The sequence below is a fragment of the Vibrio sp. 10N.247.311.47 genome (assembly GCF_041467535.1).
In the GTDB taxonomy this organism is placed as follows: Bacteria; Pseudomonadota; Gammaproteobacteria; order Enterobacterales; family Vibrionaceae; genus Vibrio; species Vibrio crassostreae_C.
Genome location: NZ_JBFSUR010000016.1, coordinates 83,141 through 101,880 on the forward strand (window position 1 = coordinate 83,141; position 18,740 = coordinate 101,880).

Below are 18,740 nucleotides of genomic sequence, written 5' to 3' on the forward strand. Positions count from 1 at the left end.
TTGCATTAATGCGGGGAGTTTAAAGCAAAATGAGGCCGTCCTAAACCATATTTGCAGCAAACAACAAAAATGCAGCCTAATGGCTGCATTTTGATGAAGAATTAATCTTCCAGAAACGTCAGAGAGTTCACTCTATGGACGAGGAATTGCGGTTCTCCATGATTTCCACTCATCTTCGGCTTGAGGATAGAGGTAGAAAGACTGATCTTCGCTTGCTACTGGTTGAAGTTCATTTGTCGGTGGCGTTGAGAATGTAATACCACCTCTTAACAAGCTGTCTACCGTTCCGGCTTTGATGTTTGCGCCTGACAGGCCGATAGAGACATCGACGCCCGACACGTTCCAGAACACGGTGTTTGCGCGGATTAGATACGCGTAGTCAGGTTCTATTTGAATCGTAGATATGATGCGATCAGCAAACTCGCCCAGCTGAACATCTATAACACTGCCAATTTCTAGTTCACGGAATAGGATAGGTGTACCTTCAGATACTGAGCCGCGCGTTTCGCTTTGCAGTTGGAATATCTTGCCTTCAGGCTGCACAGGTCCCTTACTAAGCTCAAATTTCGTGTTTCTTTCACCTTTGCCCGGATCTACGTTGATGTGTTTAGAGAGCAGCGCAGAGACGTTTTTGATGCCATTAAGGCCAATCTCAGGTTCTGCCAACCAGAAGTGACTGTTCGTCACGGCAATCTTGTCGACGTACTCAGGTAAAATACGCGCAGTAATTTCAATGCCGCCCTTGTTGAAGTTCGGAATCACCAAAGTAACCTCACCAACAGTGACACCTTGATATTTGATCGCCATGCCCTTGCTGACTTCTTGATCGCCTGCAGAGGTGATAGTTATCGCGCGGCCAAATTTTCGAGCGGATTTCGAGTCTTTATATAGCTTCCACACATCGCCGAGTTTGTTGTCGATTCCCGGCAGAGAGTCAAAAGCAATACCGCCTTGGATAAGGGTTTTAACTGGTGCCGCTTTAATGCTGATACCCGATAGCGACGCATCAACCTCAACGCCTGATCGGTTCCAGAAAACAGTGTGCTTGTTGAGTAAGTGCGTGTAACGATTTTCGATTGTGACTTTGATTCTTACGCCACCGTCGGCAAGCTGAAAATCAGAAATACTACCCACTTGTAGGTTGCGGTAGAGGAGTGGACTGCCTTTAGAAATTGAAGGTAACTCACTGGCAAACAAAGAAAGCGTCTTTGAGCCGGACTGATTAAACTTAGCGATTTCTGCTAACGATTTACTTTGGAAAAGTTGGTAGTCCGTTCGAGCTTCAGATTTACCTTCACTTACAAAGCTAATCGAGCCAGTCAGAAGCTGTTTTGCTGGTGGAACAGTAACACTCAAACCTGATTCGGTAAGCTCCGCGGTCGCACTGCCTGTCACGAAGAAACGGTTGTGACTTTTGATAAGGTGCGCGTACTCGTTGTCGATAAGCGCATCCATGAACACTTCGTGCTTATCAGAGCCAGTGCCAACACCATCGACTAAGCCCACTTGGATGATAGAGCCAACAGCAATACCTTTGTAGAGCAGTTGTGTACCGACATCCAGTCCGAACGAATTGTTTGAGGTTAAGCGAATCGCAACGGATTTCTCTTGTTCCTGACTGAATTCGTTCTTACGGATCGCAGTAAATCGACGGGCTTTTTCACCTTTGCCCGGTACCAAGGTTAAAAAGTTACCTGTCACTAAATTGGCAATGTTTTTCATGCCAGTAAGCGACAATTCAGCCTCTTCTAGAACGAATTTACTGCCGTTGTTTAAAAAGTCACTGAATGCCGGTTGGATAGCGGCAGATGCAACGACGTTTTCACGCCCTTCACTTAGCGATAAATCAGTGATTTGACCGATTTCAATGCCGCGATACATGATCGGAGCACCCGTTGCACTGATTTTATTATCATCGGGAACGGCAATCTTGATAGAGATACCTCGACCCGCTGTTTTCAGATCTGGGTAGAGTTTGAACTTAGTATTCATCTCAACCGGTTGGCCTTCTCCTGGAGAGTCGACCGCAATTGAACCGCCAAGCAATGCACTTAGGCTCTCTAAGCGAACATCAACACCAGAAAAGCCAATACTGGCACCTAAGCCACTGACATTCCAAAAACGGCTTTGGTCGGTAATGATATGGCTGTATTCATCTTTAATCGACGCTTGAATCGTAACGGATTTCGCGTTGTCGTTTAACTGGTAGTTGTAAACCTCACCAATTGGTATTTTACGGTAAACGATTTGAGAACCAACAGATACGCCACCCAGATCTTTGGTCGTCAGTGAAATATTCAAACCTTCAGAAGCCAGTAAATCAGAAGGGGAGGATTCTAACGCTTGGAAAATGGTTTCTGGGTCTTGTTTGGTTTCGCTCGGGTGGATAGCAATATAGTTACCTGAAACAAGTGCGTCTAATCCTGAGATACCCGACAAACTTGCTGTCGGTTTTACAAGCCAGAAACGAGTGCCTTTTGAGAGTAGCTTCTTCGCTTCAGGGTAGATGTCAGCATCGACATAGATGCTCGATAGATCTTTGGATAAGGTGATGTCGCGCACCATACCCACCTCTAAGCCTTGGTAACGAATCGTTGTTCGACCTGCGACTAAACCTGCGGCATCTGAAAAGTATATCTGAACACGTTGGCCTGCATCGTGGATCGATTTCATGACCAACCAACCGGCTAATGCGACGGTTAATATCGGCAGAATCCACAAAGGTGAGATGCCTTTGTTTTTCCTTACTTCTGGTGAATATGACGTTTGTGATTGGTTATCGTTGTTCATTCACTGACTCATCTTTAGAGGTGTAGTTATCCCAAATTAGCCTAGGATCTAAGCTTTCCGCTGCTAGCATCGTGAGAACAACCACGACGCCAAAAGCGACTGCACCATAACCTGGTGTAAAGTTTAAAATTTGTCCGCGGTCGACCAAGGTCATCATGATCGAAATAACGAATAGATCCATAACCGACCATTTTCCCACCCATTTCACGATGAAATAGATGGTCATACGTTGTCTGTGGTAAATCGTACGCTTCATCTTGATACAGATTAAGATGTACGCGAGGCCCAGTATTTTCGCGACGGGAACGACGATACTGGCAATGAAAATGATCGCTGCAATGCCATACATATCGCTATTTATTAGCGACGCGACACCGGAAATTATTGTGTCTTCTAGCCTTTGTCCGTTGGTGATAAGGATAGAAATCGGAATGACGTTGGCTGGCACAATAGCCACTGATGCGGCAAACAACAGTGCCCATGTCTTCTGTATAGAGTAGGGCTTGCGGTGGTATAAGTCATGGTGACAACGCACGCAAGTATGCCCATCCGGTTGAGATAGGTGGCAGTTGTGACAGTGTACGTTCTTACTTTCAGTAAATGAGTAGTCAGATTCTTTTGTCCAAGCTTCCCAGTAGCGACGCACGCTGATGCGGCTTACCAACAATACACTGAAAAGCTGCAGAAGAATGAGGCCAACCAATCCAGGGCCGACAAAAATATCTGAGTAATCTTGCAGTTTGAAACATGAGACCGCCAAACTTACCAGAAACACATCCAACATCATCCAATGTTTTAATGTCTGGATGATGGCTAACGCATACCTAAATGGTGTAAAAAATTTGAATCGCAATGATAAATGGGTAATGAGTACCGATGTACACACGAGCAACGGAGCGATCGAACTGCAGAACAGGATCAGTAAGCCAAGCAGAGGGAAGCCTTCGCCCATTAAGGTAAAAACACCCGATGGTAACGTCGCGGGTATCATGACGCCAATCAGGCGAATACTGATGAATTCAAAAAAGTGCGATGGGATAAACAGCAATAAGCAGGTAATTGCGATTGCTAGGTTTCCAGAGAGGCTAGGGGTACCGCCTCTATAAAGCTGAGTTCCGCATCTTGGGCAGTAAGCTGATTTCCCTAAAGGGATGTCCATTTTATCTACGGGAAGTTCGCAGCCCTGGCAAAGACGCACTGAGCTGCTGTCGCATTGGTGTTTTGTTGATAAAGGGTTGGTTACGGATGGGGAGGTCACGCGACCTCCCAAGTTGAAACGTAAGTTAGGTTAGCAACCCGACTTAAAGACTCAGAGCCACAAACATCAGGCGTGCGATTGCACACTGCCGTAGAGTGTTTGATAGAGTCCTTGTTGTTCAACCAATTCACCATGTGTTCCCGTCTGTGTGACTTGTCCATCTTCTAAAACATAGATTAGATCGGCTTGTTTCACCGCTGATAATCGATGAGCCACTATCAAAGTTGTGCGATCTTTCAAAAACTCGCTCAACGCTTTATGCAGTGCTGACTCTGTTGCTGTATCGAGTGCAGATGTCGCTTCATCAAGAATAACAAACTTAGGATTGCTCAGCACCATACGAGCTATTGCTAAGCGTTGTCGTTGACCACCAGACAGTCGAACGCCATTCCTACCAATTTGTGTATCTAAGCCATTGCTCAGTTGCTTGATGACATCTTGCATTTGAGCGACTTCAAGCGCACGCCACAACGACATTTCGTCGTATTCAGCACCAAGGGTCAGATTATGCCTTAATGTATCGTTAAAGAGTATAGGTTGTTGTAAAACAACGGCAATTTGATTGCGTATTACATCAAAGCTGATGTCATCGGTTGTTTCACCGTTATAGCGAATGCAACCTGAGTCTGCTTGGTAAACCCCAATCAGCAACTGGATTAACGTAGATTTACCCCCTCCACTCGCACCGACCAAAGCGACTTTTTTACCTGCAGGGATGTGCAGCGATAGCCTATTTAAAACAGTGTTTTCTAATGTGTAAGAGAATGTAACGTCTTCGATGTCGACTGTCACTTCTTGATCTTCAGTAAATGGGTTCACTTTACTGATAGGGCGCTTCTCTTCTTCTAACTGAAGAAGATCGTTGATGCGTTGCAGTGCCGCTTTCGCGCTATACCAAGAGAATTGAATCCCTAGTAGCTCTTGAACTGGGCCTAACATGAACCACAAGTAGCCAAATACCGCGAAAATCTGACCAATGGTTAAGTCACTGAATAACACCATTAGCATCGCGACGGCACGGAAAAGCTCGAAACCTAATAAGAAGAGTAGAAACGAAACACGGCCAGCAGCTTCAGATTGCCAAGCGTATTTGTCGGCATCGATTCTTACTTGGTTTGCTTGAACCTTAAGCTCATCGAGAAAGATACGCTCTTTATTCGCCGCGCGCAGTTGGTAAATGCCATCTAAGGTTTCCACCAAACGGTTTTGAAAGCGCTCGAAAGATTGGTTTTCGTATTTCTTAAGGTGTTTGACCCTGCTGCCTAGTTTACGGGAGAAATAAATCACAACAGGATTGACCAGTAAAATGAACAACCCTAAACGCCACTCTAGCCACAACAGCACGATCGCTGTACCGAACACGGTCAGGAAGCTGATGATAAATTTAGAAAGAGTCGAGCCAATGAACTTATCTATTGTCTCTATGTCTGTTATTAGGTGGGCGTTGATACCGCCGCTGCCTTTGGTTTCGTATTGTCTAATACTGATGCGACCAAGCTTATCTATCATCTTGCTGCGCATTTGATAGGTAATTGTTTTGGACACAAGCGTAAACTGACGCCCTTGCAGAATGTTCAACGCTTGGCTAACGGAGCGCATGATAATCACTAACAACAAAGTTAGTGCTATATAGCCAGTCGGTGTTTGTAATGAAGATGGAAGTAGGTGGTTCATCATCTCTAAGCCAGAAGCAGGCTTATCAAGTAATACTTCATCAACCATTAATGGCATGAGCAACGGGATAGGGACACTGATGAGAGTTGCAAGTATGGCAATAATGTTAGCAAACAGTAATTTGGACTTGTGTTTTTTTACTTGAGTTATTAACCAAGAACGGCTAATAGTGTCTTCTGAATTGTTCATTGTAATGAGAATAAGTCCTATTTAGTTTGATGACCGCATTCTACTGCGTTCTCTTGATAATGGAAGTCTCAATTTAATTGGAAGTTAATATGAAAATAGAACATTACCAACGCTTAACCAAACAAGCCGTTGCATTAATTGAATCAGAAACCGATCTAACTGCTAATCTTGCTAATATCAGTTCTTTATTATTCATGGAATTGGATGAATTGAATTGGGCGGGTTTCTATTTAATGAAGCAGGATCAAGCTAAGGAAAAAGACGAACTTGTACTGGGTCCTTTCCAAGGTCAACCTGCTTGTGTGCGAATTCCGGTAGGGCGTGGAGTGTGTGGAACTGCGGTTGCGACGAATACAGTTCAGCGCATTCATGATGTTCATGAGTTCGAAGGTCACATCGCTTGTGACGCTGCAAGTAACTCAGAAATCGTTATTCCGTTCTCGATTGGCGGAAAAATCGCGGGCGTTCTTGATATTGATAGCCCAAATGTTGGTCGTTTTTCTCAAATTGACGAGGACGGATTGACATTTTTCATGGCAGAAGTGGAAAAGCTGCTTAATTCGCACGCGAACAAGGCATAAATTATTCTCTTACTGTGGTTTTTCCCAAGCATCTCTCTATAATACGTAAAAATATTTTCTTAATGCTCGCGGAAAACCGCAAAAACCAGGAACCCACATGGAAAACACTGAAAAGTTAAAAAACAGCAAAGAAGTTATCGCATATATTGCTGAATGTTTCCCTAAATGCTTTACTCTAGAAGGTGAAGCGAAGCCACTTAAAATTGGTATTTTTCAAGATCTTGCTGAACGTCTAAATGAAGACGAAAAAGTAAGTAAGACTCAGCTTCGTGCAGCGTTAAGACAGTACACATCATCATGGCGTTACCTGCACGGCGTAAAAGCTGGCGCAGAACGTGTTGACCTAGACGGCAACGCGTGTGGCACACTAGAAGAAGAGCACGTTGAACACGCTAAAGCTACACTTGCTGAAAGCAAAGCGAAAGTTCAGGCTCGTCGTAAAGAACAAGCACAAAAAGCTCGTGAAGAAGGCAAAGCGAAACCTAAGGCGAAGAAAGCTCAACAGCCTCGTCGTCAAGCGCCTAAAGCACCAAAAGTAGAAAAGCCTGTAGAAACACGCGCTTTGAACGCTGACGAATTCATCGCTGGCAAAGAAGTAAATGTGAACATGGGTAAAGGAAACATGGCTGCGACCATTGTTGAAATCAATAAGGAAGATGTGCGTGTTCAGTTAGCAAACGGCCTACAAATGGTTGTTAAAGCGGAGCACTTGCGCGCTTAAAGGAGATACTCCTACGCATGAAATGCCGTTCAAAATTGACACTGATTGCTGCTAGCTTTTGGCTAGCAGCTTCAGCTCAGGCTCTTGAAGCCAAATTAGATCAGGACGATTTACCTCTACTCGCTCCTGAGGTCCAACACGAAACTGCTAGTAAACGTGTTACTTCTCGATTTACTCGTTCTCACTATAAACACTTCAATCTCAACGATGATTTCTCTCAAGCTATCTTTAATCGTTACTTAGAGATGCTGGATTATAATCGTAATATCTTCACTCAAGCTGATATTGACTCTTTCTCTGCGTCATCTAAACAAATTGATGATCAGCTGAAATCGGGCAATAACCAGATTGCATTCGATGTTTATAATCTGTCTATGCAGAAGCGTTTTGAACGTTTTCAATATGCATTGTCTTTGCTAGATACAGAGATTAAGTTTGATACCGATGAAAGTATTGAGCTCAATCGTAGTGAAGCTGAGTGGCCAAAAGATATCGCTGAAGTGAATGAGCTTTGGAGAAAACGCGTTAAATATGATGCGTTGAATCTAAAACTTACTGGTAAAGAGTGGCCAGAGATTCAAGAAGTTTTGGAAAAGCGTTACAACAATGCGATGAAGCGTATTACGCAATCGCATAATGAAGATGCTTTCCAGATCTACATGAACGCATTTGCGCGTGAAGTTGATCCTCACACAAGTTACCTTTCTCCAAGAAATGCAGAACAATTCCAATCTGAGATGAACCTATCTCTAGAAGGTATTGGTGCTGTGCTTCAGATGACAGACGACTACACCGTTATTCGCTCTTTAGTTGCTGGTGGCCCTGCGTCAAACAGCAAACAATTGAGTGATGGAGACCGCATTGTTGGTGTTGGTCAAGATGGCGAAGAAATTGTTGATGTTATCGGCTGGCGTTTAGACGATGTAGTACAACTTATTAAAGGCCCTAAAGGGACCAAAGTTAAGCTACAGATCTTGCCAGATGGTAAAGATGCAAAAAGTCACGTTGTCACAATTGTTCGCGATAAGATTCGTTTAGAAGACCGCGCTGTTAAATCAGAAGTGATCGAGAAAGACGGCAAGAAAATTGGTGTATTAGAAGTACCAAGTTTCTACGTTGGCCTTTCTAAAGATACCGATAAACTGATCACCGAGCTTAAAGAGCAAGGTGTTGAAGGTATTATTGTTGACCTCCGAAACAACGGTGGTGGTGCACTGACTGAAGCAACTGAACTCTCTGGTTTGTTTATCAAAGAAGGACCTGTTGTTCAGGTTCGTGATAGCTACGGTCGTGTCAAAGTGAACAGCGATACTGATGGTCAAATCAGTTACCAAGGCCCGTTAACGGTATTGGTGAATCGCTACAGTGCTTCAGCGTCTGAAATCTTTGCAGCAGCGATGCAAGATTATGGCCGTGCAATCATCCTAGGTGAAAACTCTTTCGGTAAAGGTACGGTGCAACAGCATCGCTCTTTGAATCATATTTATGATTTGTTCGATAAAGAGTTAGGCTACGTTCAATACACAATCCAAAAATTCTACCGAATCAATGGTGGTAGTACGCAAAACAAGGGTGTAGTACCTGATATTGCTTACCCAACGCCAATTGATCCTGCAGATACTGGTGAAAGTGTTGAAGACAACGCTCTTCCTTGGGACAGCATCGACAAAGCGAAGTACTCAGTGTTACAGCGTAACGATGAGCAGATCGCAGCGTTGACGGCTAAACACGAAGCTCGTATCGCAACAGACATGGAATTTGGCTTTATCGCGCAAGATATTGAAAAATATAAGGCAGATAAAGACGACAATGACCTTTCTCTGAATGAAAAGGTTCGTCAACAAGAGAGTGATGATGCGGATGCGCTTCGTCTAGAGCGTATTAACCAACGTCAAAAAGCCGCTAAGTTAGAGGCATTTAAAACGTTGGATGATATTCCAAAAGACTACGAAGCCCCGGATGCTTATCTTGATGAATCAGTTGCTATCATGCTGGATATGATCAAGAAATAAACAAAATACCTGTTATAAGGTGATTGTTTAAAGACGTACTATTTGAAAAGCGAGCTTAGGCTCGCTTTTTTTGTACCTGTGTTCTTGCCTCGAATAATGTCATGTTAACGGCATGCTTCCTCGCTTTTTAACTTGCTGCAGAACCACTGTTATTTGATTTTCGGCTGTGAAGTACACTGTAAAAATAACTAAACTTAAGTATTATTTTTCGAGTGATAATGACATTTAAGTTACTTCGCACTTAAAATTTAGTGACTTAGATCATATTTTTTCGCTTTCTATTCATTACGTGCCTAAGCTTAAAGAAAACGAGGGGACGCTTATGAAATGGATTCTACTATTTTTATCTTGTTTAAGTTTTGTGGCTTTTGGGAGCGAGGTCGCTTCGAGTAGCCAACAATCAAAAAGTGATAGTAATCTATCTCATTTTGACCTTCCTTTGCTGCTTGGTGATTGGTATTTGATGAATCCTGATCCTGAGCAAGGCACTGAAAACTTTAGAGCGATCAAGCTCACTCTTGATTCAAACTACTCATTCACTATCGATATCCAAAAGAAAGACTACAGTGTCGATCATTGGGAAGGTTTGTATAACGCCAATGAAGACACGATTATTTTGGGTTTGAATACCTCAGAACCTCAGGTTTACGCGTACAGCAGTAATCACAACATGCTGAATCTTAACGGTGTTATGTTCACCAAGGCCTTGCCAAATGCATTGGCGGGAATCTGGTCCAGTGCCCAACTGTCTGGAACCGATCTACGTGCGAGTAACATTCAAAAAATGGATTTAGTCCTTCAGCCGGACTTTATATTCATGTTCCGAGTATCAGATGAAGAAGGTGGTGAAGTCATTCGTCGCGGGGTGTATTACACAGAAGGCGATCAACTAGTGTTACTTTATGAGAACGGTGAACACGGCACTCGATATACACTGAACAGCGATGTGTTAACGCTGCAAGGTGAAGAGGGAGATATGTTTGCGGTACTCAATCGCATTCGATAATCGTGAGTTTTAGCAGTAACGGCGTACTCGTTGATAATATTGTGCACAGTTCATTTCTTAGGCGTTCCTGTCTGGTTTGATTGATAAAATAGCAAAACATGGAGGCATTTTCTTACAATGCCTCCTTTTTTTAATATTCCCCTTGTTTTATTGGCGCTCAACCTTTAGATATATACAGTTAAAAAATAATTACGTATAACGATCAAAAGGAACCCGTCATGGCACATACACCTCAAGCCAAGTATCGTAAAGATTATCAATCACCATCTCACACGATTTCTGAAATCGATCTTACTTTCGATTTGTACGACTCAGCATCCATTGTTACGGCTGTTTCTAGTGTTAAGCAGGAGAAAGACAGCACGACATTAGTACTTGATGGTGAAGGCTTGAAGTTGGTTTCTGTTTTGGTAGAAGGTAAAGAGTGGACTCAATATGAACAGTCTGAAACTCAACTTACGCTGAATGACCTTCCAAAAGAATTTACTCTAACCATCGTTACCGAAGTTAACCCTGAAGGGAACAGTGCACTTGAAGGCTTGTACAAGTCGGGTGGCGCGTTCTGTACTCAATGTGAAGCTGAAGGTTTCCGCCGTATCACTTACTACATGGATCGCCCAGATGTGTTGGCGAAATTCACTACAACGGTAATTGCAGACAAAGCAGAGAACCCATTCTTATTAAGTAATGGTAACCGTGTAGATGAAGGTGAAGCTGAAAACGGTCGTCATTGGGTGAAGTGGCAAGACCCACATCCAAAACCAGCGTACTTGTTTGCTTTAGTAGCGGGTGACTTTGATGTACTTCGTGACGCATACACTACACAATCGGGTCGTAAAGTTGACCTAGAAATCTTTGTTGATAAAGGCAATCTAGACCGTGCGAGCCACGCGATGGTTTCTTTGATTAACTCAATGAAGTGGGACGAAGAACGTTTCAATCTTGAATACGACTTAGACATCTACATGATCGTAGCCGTTGATTTCTTCAACATGGGTGCGATGGAAAACAAAGGCTTGAACGTATTCAATTCGAAGTTCGTTCTAGCAAACGACCAAACTGCAACGGATACAGATTACCTAGGTATTGAAGCAGTAATCGGCCATGAATATTTCCACAACTGGACAGGTAACCGAGTGACGTGTCGCGATTGGTTCCAGTTAAGTCTGAAAGAAGGCTTAACGGTATTCCGTGACCAAGAATTCTCATCTGATCTTGGTTCTCGCGCAGTAAACCGTATTAACAATGTACGTATCATTCGCGGTCCACAATTTGCAGAAGATGCTAGCCCAATGTCTCATCCAATTCGTCCAGAAAAAGTGATAGAAATGAATAACTTCTATACTTTGACCGTGTACGAAAAGGGCAGTGAAGTGATCCGTATGATCCACACATTGTTGGGCGAAGATGGTTTCCAAAAAGGCATGAAGCTGTACTTCGAACGTCACGATGGTACGGCTGCAACATGTGAAGACTTCGTCGCGGCAATGGAAGATGCGTCGGGCGTTGACTTATCTCAGTTCCGCTTATGGTACAGCCAGTCTGGTACGCCGACGCTGTCTGTTGAAAGTAAGTACGACGCAGAGAAGAAACAGTACACGTTAACAACTCGCCAAGTAACAGCGCCAACTCATGAGCAAACGGAAAAGCAGGCTCTGCATATTCCTCTTGATATCGAGCTGTACACAGCTGCGGGTGAAGTTGTTGAGTTACAATGTAACGGTAAGCCAGTTCATAATGTATTAGATGTGAAAGAAGCAGAGCAAACGTTCGTGTTTGAAAACGTTTCTGAGCAACCGATCCCATCATTACTTCGTGAATTTTCTGCGCCAGTGAAATTGGAATATGACTACTCAGATGAAGAACTGATCTTCTTGATGGTGAATGCTCGCAATGAATTCTCTCGTTGGGATGCGGGTCAAATGCTATTAGCGAAGTACATCCGCAGTAACGTGGAGAAAGTTCAGCAGGGTCAAGCGTTTGAGCTTCCTGATTCTGTTGTTGATGCATTCCGTGGCGTACTGCTGAGTGATTCACTAGAGCCTGCGTTTATTGCAGAAATGCTTTCTCTACCAAGCCACAATGAAGTATCGGGTTGGTACGAGCGCGTTGATATTGATGCGGTCGCATCGGTTCTTAACTCGATGAAAGTTACATTAGCTGCAGAACTTGAAGACGAGTTAGCGGCGGTTTATCACAGCCACGCACTAACAGAATACACGATCGATCACGATTCGATTGGTAAGCGTACTCTACGTAAAGTTTGCTTAAGTTACTTAGCTCATACTGGGCAGGGTAATGACTTGGTTGTTGCGATGTATCAACAAGCGAATAACATGACAGATACGATGGCAGCAATGGGCGCGGCAAACAGTGCACAACTACCATGTCGTGAAACCTTGATGGTGGATTACAGTGACAAGTGGAAACACGATGGTCTTGTTATGGATAAGTGGTTTGCATTGCAAGGTACAAACCCAAGTTCAAACGCACTTGAAGTGATCAAAGCGTCGATGTCGCACCAGGCGTTCAGTTTGAAGAACCCGAACCGTACCCGTAACTTGGTCGGTTCATTCTTAAACATGAACCCGGTTCAATTCCACGACAAGTCTGGTCAAGGCTATGCATTTGCAGGCGAGATCTTACGTGAACTGAACAGCAGCAACCCGCAAGTGGCTTCACGTCTGATTGACCCGCTACTTAAGTTCCGTAAGTACGATGATGAACGCCAAGCTCTGATCAAAAAAGAACTAGAGACGTTAAAGAACATGGACAACCTAGCAAAAGACTTGTTTGAGAAAGTGACGAAAGCACTAGAGGCTTAAGTCAGCGCGCATTCAGGTAACTGTTTGCTAATAAGCGGTTTACTAATAAACTGTTTGCTATAATGAAAGGTCATCAGTGGTAGAGAATATCTGCCACTGATTTTTTGTTTCTGGTTCATCGAATTTTCGATAAGCTAGAGCAGCTTCAAGTTCAGTTTCACCGTCAGACATCTAAAAGTGCCAAAAAACACTAGCACTGTATATTTATACAGGTATCGTATGAATCGCTATATTTTCCAACTTAACATCTCATATCAGCAGTTTTTGGCCAGCTATTCTGGCGCCGCAAGTAAAGTTCAAGTGATAACAACAACAGGTTTACGCTTACAGTTACCTGCAACTCGGTTCAGACCATTTCTTACACAAATAGGGGTTAGAGGGCAGTTTAGGCTGACAACTGACCAAAAAAATAAGTTTATTAAGTTAGAAGCTCTGTAAACCTTGGCGTGCCTAGTGAGTTAAAAGGAATCTTAATCACATAATCAAACATTTCAGCTCTTACCACCTCCAAAACAATTAACTATTTTTCAATAATGCTTTTACAATAAATGAATGCATTACCTTTGCTTAACTCGTTAGTAGAAAAGCGCTCAACGGCACGTTTCAAACACCAGATTAAGTGATCCCCCTAATAATAAAATATAATTCTAATTGTGGAGTGTGACTATGACCGCACGTGAAACTGTGGTTCCAGTTTTACTTGAAAAAGTTTACAAGCTGATTCAAGACAAACTTGACCTTGCTCATCGACCTCTCGTAACTCAACTTGCTCAACACTTGTTTAGTAACGTTTCTCACGACGATCTAACTCAGAGAAACGAATCCGATTTATATGGTGCTGTAGTTAGCTTATGGCATCACATCAATGAAAAGAAAGCCGACGAAATCTCTGTACGCGTATTCAACCCGACGGTAAGTCGTCAAGGTTGGCAGTCTACTCATACTATCGTTGAGATAGTCGTTCCAGACAGTCCATTCCTTGTTGATTCCGTAAAAATGGCATTGACTCGCCTAGACCTTTCTTCTCACCTTATGCTTCATAACCCAACACAAATCTCTCGCTCAGATAAGGGCAGTGTTGTCGGTGTAAGCAATAACGAAGGTGCATTCCAATCGCTTTTCCATATCGAAGTTGACCGTCTGAGTAGTAAAGCTGAAATGACAGCACTTAAAACGGAGTTGCTGGATATCTTTACCGACACTAGCTTAGTCGTGAACGATTGGTTGAAGATGGTTGAAAGACTTGAAGAAGTGACCAATCAAGTTGAACAGCAAAAAGAGAGCATTCCAGTAGACGGCCAGCGCTTTGATGAAACGTTGGCGTTTCTTCGTTGGTTAGGCCAACACAACTTTACATTCATGGGTTATAAGGAATATGACCTAGTTTCAGTTAACGGCGACACTGAACTGCAACCGACCAAGGAGCAAGGTCTTGGTTTGTTTGCGAACTCAGATCGTGTACGTAACGTTAAGCTATCTGAGTTTTCTGATTCGGCACGTCTTGAAGCGAAAAAGCCTTATGTGCTTATCGTAACCAAGGGCAACACGGCTTCACGCATTCACCGCCCAGCTTACAACGATTACATTGGTATTAAGAAGTTCGATAAGAACGGTAAGGTCATTGGTGAGCACCGCTTTACTGGTCTTTACACATCTGCCGTTTATAACCAAACCGTTGAAACGATTCCTCTTGTTCGCGAGAAAGTAGAACGTATTTTGGATGCGAGTGGTTACCGTGAAGGTTCATACTCTTACAAAGCGCTGCACAACATTCTTGAAAACTACCCACGTGATGAACTGCTGCAAGCTCGAGAAGAAGAGCTACTAGAAGTCGGTACGGGCGTAGTACAAATGCAAGATCGCGATCTCCTGCGTTTGTTTGTTCGCAAAGACCCGTTTGGTCGTTTCTTTAGCTGCATGGTTTACGTAACAAAAGATCGTTACAACACTGAGCTTCGTCGCCAAACACAGCGCATCTTGAAACAGTACTTTGGTTGTGAAGAAGAGGTTGAATTTACAACGTACTTCTCTGAAAGCCCGCTAGCAAGAACGCACTATATTGTTCGTGTTGATAACAACAACATGGATGTGGACGTGAAAACAATTGAGCAAAATTTAATGGAAGTATCGTCTACGTGGGATGACCGTCTGTCTGAATCTATCATTGCAAACTTCGGTGAAAGCAAAGGTCTTCCATTGTCGAAAGAGTACATGCGTGCATTCCCACGTTCGTACAAAGAAGACATGATGCCAGGTTCTGCTGTTGCCGACATTGAACGTTTAGAAGCGCTAAGTGAAGACAACAAACTGGGTATGCTTTTCTACCGTCCTCAAGAAGAAGCGGCAGATTCAAAAGCCGTTCGTTTGAAGTTGTTCTACCACAGCGATGAGCCAATTCACCTTTCTGATGTTATGCCAATGCTTGAAAACTTTGGCCTACGCGTTATCGGTGAATCTCCATATGAAGTGCGTAAAACCAACGGTGTGACCTATTGGATCCTTGATTTCTCTATGCTGCACAAGAGCGATAAGACCATTGATCTTCGTGAAGCTCGCGATCTTTTCCAACAAGCCTTTGCGGCAATCTGGGCGGGTGAGTTAGACAGCGATGGTTTCAACCGCTTAGTACTTGGCGCTGGTCTTTCTGGCCGTGAAATCTCAATCTTACGTGCTTATGCTCGTTACATGCGTCAAGTTGGTTTCCCATTCAGCCAACAATACATTGAAGACACATTGTCTCATTACCCAGAATTAGCGAAAGGGCTAGTGAGCCTATTCGGCAAGCGTTTTGACCCGAAACTGAAGGGCAGCGTAAAAGGCCAACAAGATCTTATTAAGAAGATCACTGAACAGTTGGATCATGTAGAAAGCTTGGATGATGATCGTATCATTCGTCGCTACATGGAAATGATCACTGCAACGCTTCGTACTAACTACTACCAAGTAGACGAGAATAAGCAGTCTAAACCTTGGTTGGCTCTGAAAATGAGACCAAGCGAGATTCCAGATATCCCTGCGCCGGTTCCTGCGTTTGAGATCTTCGTTTACGCACCAGACATTGAAGGTGTGCATTTACGTGGCGGTAAAGTAGCACGCGGTGGTTTACGTTGGTCAGACCGTCAAGAGGACTTCCGTACTGAGATTCTAGGCCTAGTTAAAGCGCAACAAGTTAAGAACACGGTTATCGTACCGGTTGGTGCTAAAGGTGGTTTCGTTTGTAAGCGTCAACACATGATGTCTGGCCGAGACGAGATCTTTGCTGAAGGTCAACGTTGTTACAAGCGCTTCATCCGTGCATTGCTAGACGTTTCAGACAACATCATTGAAGGTGAGGTTATCCCACCTAAGAGCGTTGTTCGTCACGATGAAGATGACCCTTACTTGGTTGTTGCAGCCGATAAAGGCACCGCGACATTCTCAGATCTAGCGAACTCAGTAGCTGAAGAGTACAACTTCTGGCTAGGTGATGCGTTTGCATCGGGTGGCTCTAACGGTTACGACCACAAAGCCATGGGTATCACGGCGAAAGGTGGCTGGGAATCGGTTAAACGTCACTTCCGCGAAATGGGTATTAACTGTCAAAGCACAGACTTCACTGCCATTGGTGTGGGTGATATGGCGGGTGACGTATTTGGTAACGGTATGCTGCTATCTAAGCACATTCGCTTGCAAGCTGCGTTTAACCACATGCACATCTTCATTGACCCGAATCCAGAATCAGCATCAAGCTGGGTAGAGCGTGACCGTCTGTTTAATCTGCCTCGTTCAAGTTGGGAAGATTACAATAAAGACCTGATTTCTCAAGGTGGTGGCATCTTCTCTCGCCGAGCGAAGTCTATCTCTTTGACACCTGAAATTCAGAAAATGCTGGGTACCAAGAAAGCATCAATGGCACCAAACGACTTGATCAAAGCGATCTTGTCTATGAAAGTTGATCTACTTTGGAACGGCGGTATTGGTACTTACGTTAAGTCTTCTAGTGAGACTCATACCGATGTGGGTGACCGTGCAAATGACGTGCTACGTATCGATGGCCGTGACCTGAAAGCTAAGGTTGTTGGTGAAGGCGGTAACTTGGGTATGACTCAATTGGGTCGTATTGAATACGCTCTAACGGGCGGTCGAGTTAATACTGACTTTGTCGATAACGTTGGTGGTGTAGATTGCTCGGATAACGAAGTTAACATTAAGATCTTCTTGAATGGCTTGGTGTCTAATGGTGATCTTACCGTTAAGCAACGTAACCAAGTTCTTGAATCTATGGAAGATGAAGTAGGTGAAATCGTACTAGACGACGCTTACTGCCAAGCTGAGTCTATCTCTGTTACTGAGCATCAAGGTGTAGGCTTAGTGAAAGAGCAAATCCGCTTTATCCACACAATGGAAAAAGCCGGGTACTTAGACCGTGGTTTGGAATACATCCCAGATGACGAAACGCTGCTAGAACGTGAGAAGCAGGGCCAAGCACTAACAAGACCAGAGCTATCAGTATTGATCGCTTACGGTAAAATGGTTCTAAAAGAAGATCTTGTCAGTGATGACATTGCGAATGATGAGTTCCATGCTCAACAACTGATGCAATACTTCCCAACAGAGTTACGCCGTAACTACTCTCAGCACATGGATAACCATCCACTTCGTGCAGAGATCATTGCGACTGCGCTTGCTAACCAAATGGTTAACGAGATGGGCTGTAACTTCGTGACTCGCTTGCAAGAAGAGACGGGCGCGAACATTGTTGATATTGCGAATGCTTACGCGGCATCACGTGAAATCTACGGCCTGGGTAAGGTATTGAAGAGCATCCGTGAACTGGACAACATCTCAAGTTCTGAAGCTCAATACGAATTGCTTTACCATGTACGTCGTACGCTTCGTCGTCTAGCACGCTGGTTGCTAAGAAACCGTACCGGTAAACAGTCAGTGAATGCATTGATTGAGCTTTACCAAGGTGATGTCGTCGCAATTACTGAGAAGCTGGATGAAAACCTAGTGGCTTCAGAAGTAGAAGAGCATCAAGCAATGGCTCAAGTATGGATTGACCAAGGTGTAAACGCTGAGCTGGCTAATTCAGTGGCTCGTTTGTCTAGCCTGTACTCAGCACTGGATATATCTACAGTGGCTCGTGAAACAGGTAAAACAGTACAGCAAGCGTCTAAGCTTTACTTCAACCTAGGCGACCGTTTGTCACTGCACTGGTTCTTGAAGCAAATCAATGGCCAAGCTATAGACAACAACTGGCAAGCACTGGCGCGTGCAGCATTCAGAGAAGATCTGGATTGGCAGCAACGCCAGTTAACTGGTCAAGTACTTAACTGTGGTTGTGCTTCAGATATCGATGTGATTAAAGCGCTTGATGACTGGATGGAAAGTAACTCTGTTTCTCTACATCGTTGGGAAAGCATCCTAAACGAATTCAAAGTAGGTTCTGTTCATGAGTTTGCTAAGTTCTCAGTAGCACTGCGTGAATTGATGCTGTTGAATCTAAACTGCATGTCAAAAGACTAGTTACTAGATAAGACGAAAAAGTATAAGGGCAGGCCAAAAGGTCTGCCTTTTTCGTTTCGGTAAAGTGGAAACAATAGGCCTAACGACTTTTGAAGAACAAACTTCGACGCAAACGTTGTTTGTTGTTAAGTGACCTGATGGCTGTACTAAGGTTGAGATTAGAAATGGCTTAATAA

Annotated in this window: 10 protein-coding genes; 7 read left to right on the forward strand and 3 right to left on the reverse strand. The window is 43.8% G+C overall.

Annotated features, from left to right (window positions below; all coding sequences use genetic code 11):
• Nucleotides 1-132 precede the first annotated feature (132 nt).
• From AB6E51_RS12485 to AB6E51_RS12495, 3 genes are read right to left on the reverse strand one after another with little or no spacing between them, the layout of a single operon-like run.
• Nucleotides 133-2,790 (reverse strand): MlaD family protein, encoded by a 2,658-nt coding sequence (locus AB6E51_RS12485; protein WP_372057973.1) that lies wholly within the window; start codon nucleotides 2,788-2,790, stop codon nucleotides 133-135.
• Nucleotides 2,777-4,060: a paraquat-inducible protein A gene (locus AB6E51_RS12490; protein WP_065585048.1), complete on the reverse strand. Its 1,284-nt coding sequence runs from the start codon at nucleotides 4,058-4,060 to the stop codon at nucleotides 2,777-2,779. Before AB6E51_RS12490 ends, AB6E51_RS12485 begins: the two co-directional genes overlap by 14 nt.
• Before the next feature lie 54 nt (nucleotides 4,061-4,114).
• Nucleotides 4,115-5,911: an ABC transporter ATP-binding protein gene (locus tag AB6E51_RS12495; RefSeq protein WP_102333356.1), complete on the reverse strand. Its 1,797-nt coding sequence runs from the start codon at nucleotides 5,909-5,911 to the stop codon at nucleotides 4,115-4,117.
• Between the two features lie 89 nt (nucleotides 5,912-6,000).
• On the opposite strand from AB6E51_RS12495, the gene AB6E51_RS12500 reads away from it, so the two are divergent.
• From AB6E51_RS12500 to AB6E51_RS12530, 7 genes are all read left to right on the forward strand, one after another.
• A complete protein-coding gene (locus tag AB6E51_RS12500; RefSeq protein ID WP_019823239.1) occupies nucleotides 6,001-6,492 on the forward strand; it encodes a GAF domain-containing protein in 492 nt (163 codons plus the stop codon).
• Nucleotides 6,493-6,589: 97 nt separating this feature from the next.
• On the forward strand, nucleotides 6,590-7,213 hold the full coding sequence (gene proQ, locus AB6E51_RS12505) for an RNA chaperone ProQ (RefSeq protein WP_017057223.1): 624 nt from the start codon (nucleotides 6,590-6,592) through the stop codon (nucleotides 7,211-7,213).
• Between the two features lie 17 nt (nucleotides 7,214-7,230).
• A complete protein-coding gene (gene prc, locus AB6E51_RS12510) occupies nucleotides 7,231-9,225 on the forward strand; it encodes a carboxy terminal-processing peptidase (RefSeq protein ID WP_017068919.1) in 1,995 nt (664 codons plus the stop codon).
• Nucleotides 9,226-9,547: 322 nt separating this feature from the next.
• On the forward strand, nucleotides 9,548-10,231 hold the full coding sequence (locus AB6E51_RS12515) for a hypothetical protein (protein WP_372057974.1): 684 nt from the start codon (nucleotides 9,548-9,550) through the stop codon (nucleotides 10,229-10,231).
• A gap of 218 nt (nucleotides 10,232-10,449) precedes the next feature.
• Complete coding sequence (gene pepN / locus AB6E51_RS12520; RefSeq protein WP_372057975.1) at nucleotides 10,450-13,056, forward strand: aminopeptidase N; 2,607 nt, start codon at nucleotides 10,450-10,452, stop codon at nucleotides 13,054-13,056.
• A gap of 219 nt (nucleotides 13,057-13,275) precedes the next feature.
• Nucleotides 13,276-13,494, forward strand: coding sequence for a DUF2835 domain-containing protein (locus tag AB6E51_RS12525; RefSeq protein ID WP_004733645.1), 219 nt, complete (start codon nucleotides 13,276-13,278; stop codon nucleotides 13,492-13,494).
• Between the two features lie 228 nt (nucleotides 13,495-13,722).
• Nucleotides 13,723-18,564 carry an NAD-glutamate dehydrogenase gene (locus AB6E51_RS12530; RefSeq protein ID WP_017066961.1) on the forward strand — a complete coding sequence of 1,614 codons (4,842 nt, stop codon included), beginning with the start codon at nucleotides 13,723-13,725 and terminating at the stop codon, nucleotides 18,562-18,564.
• Nucleotides 18,565-18,740 lie beyond the last annotated feature (176 nt).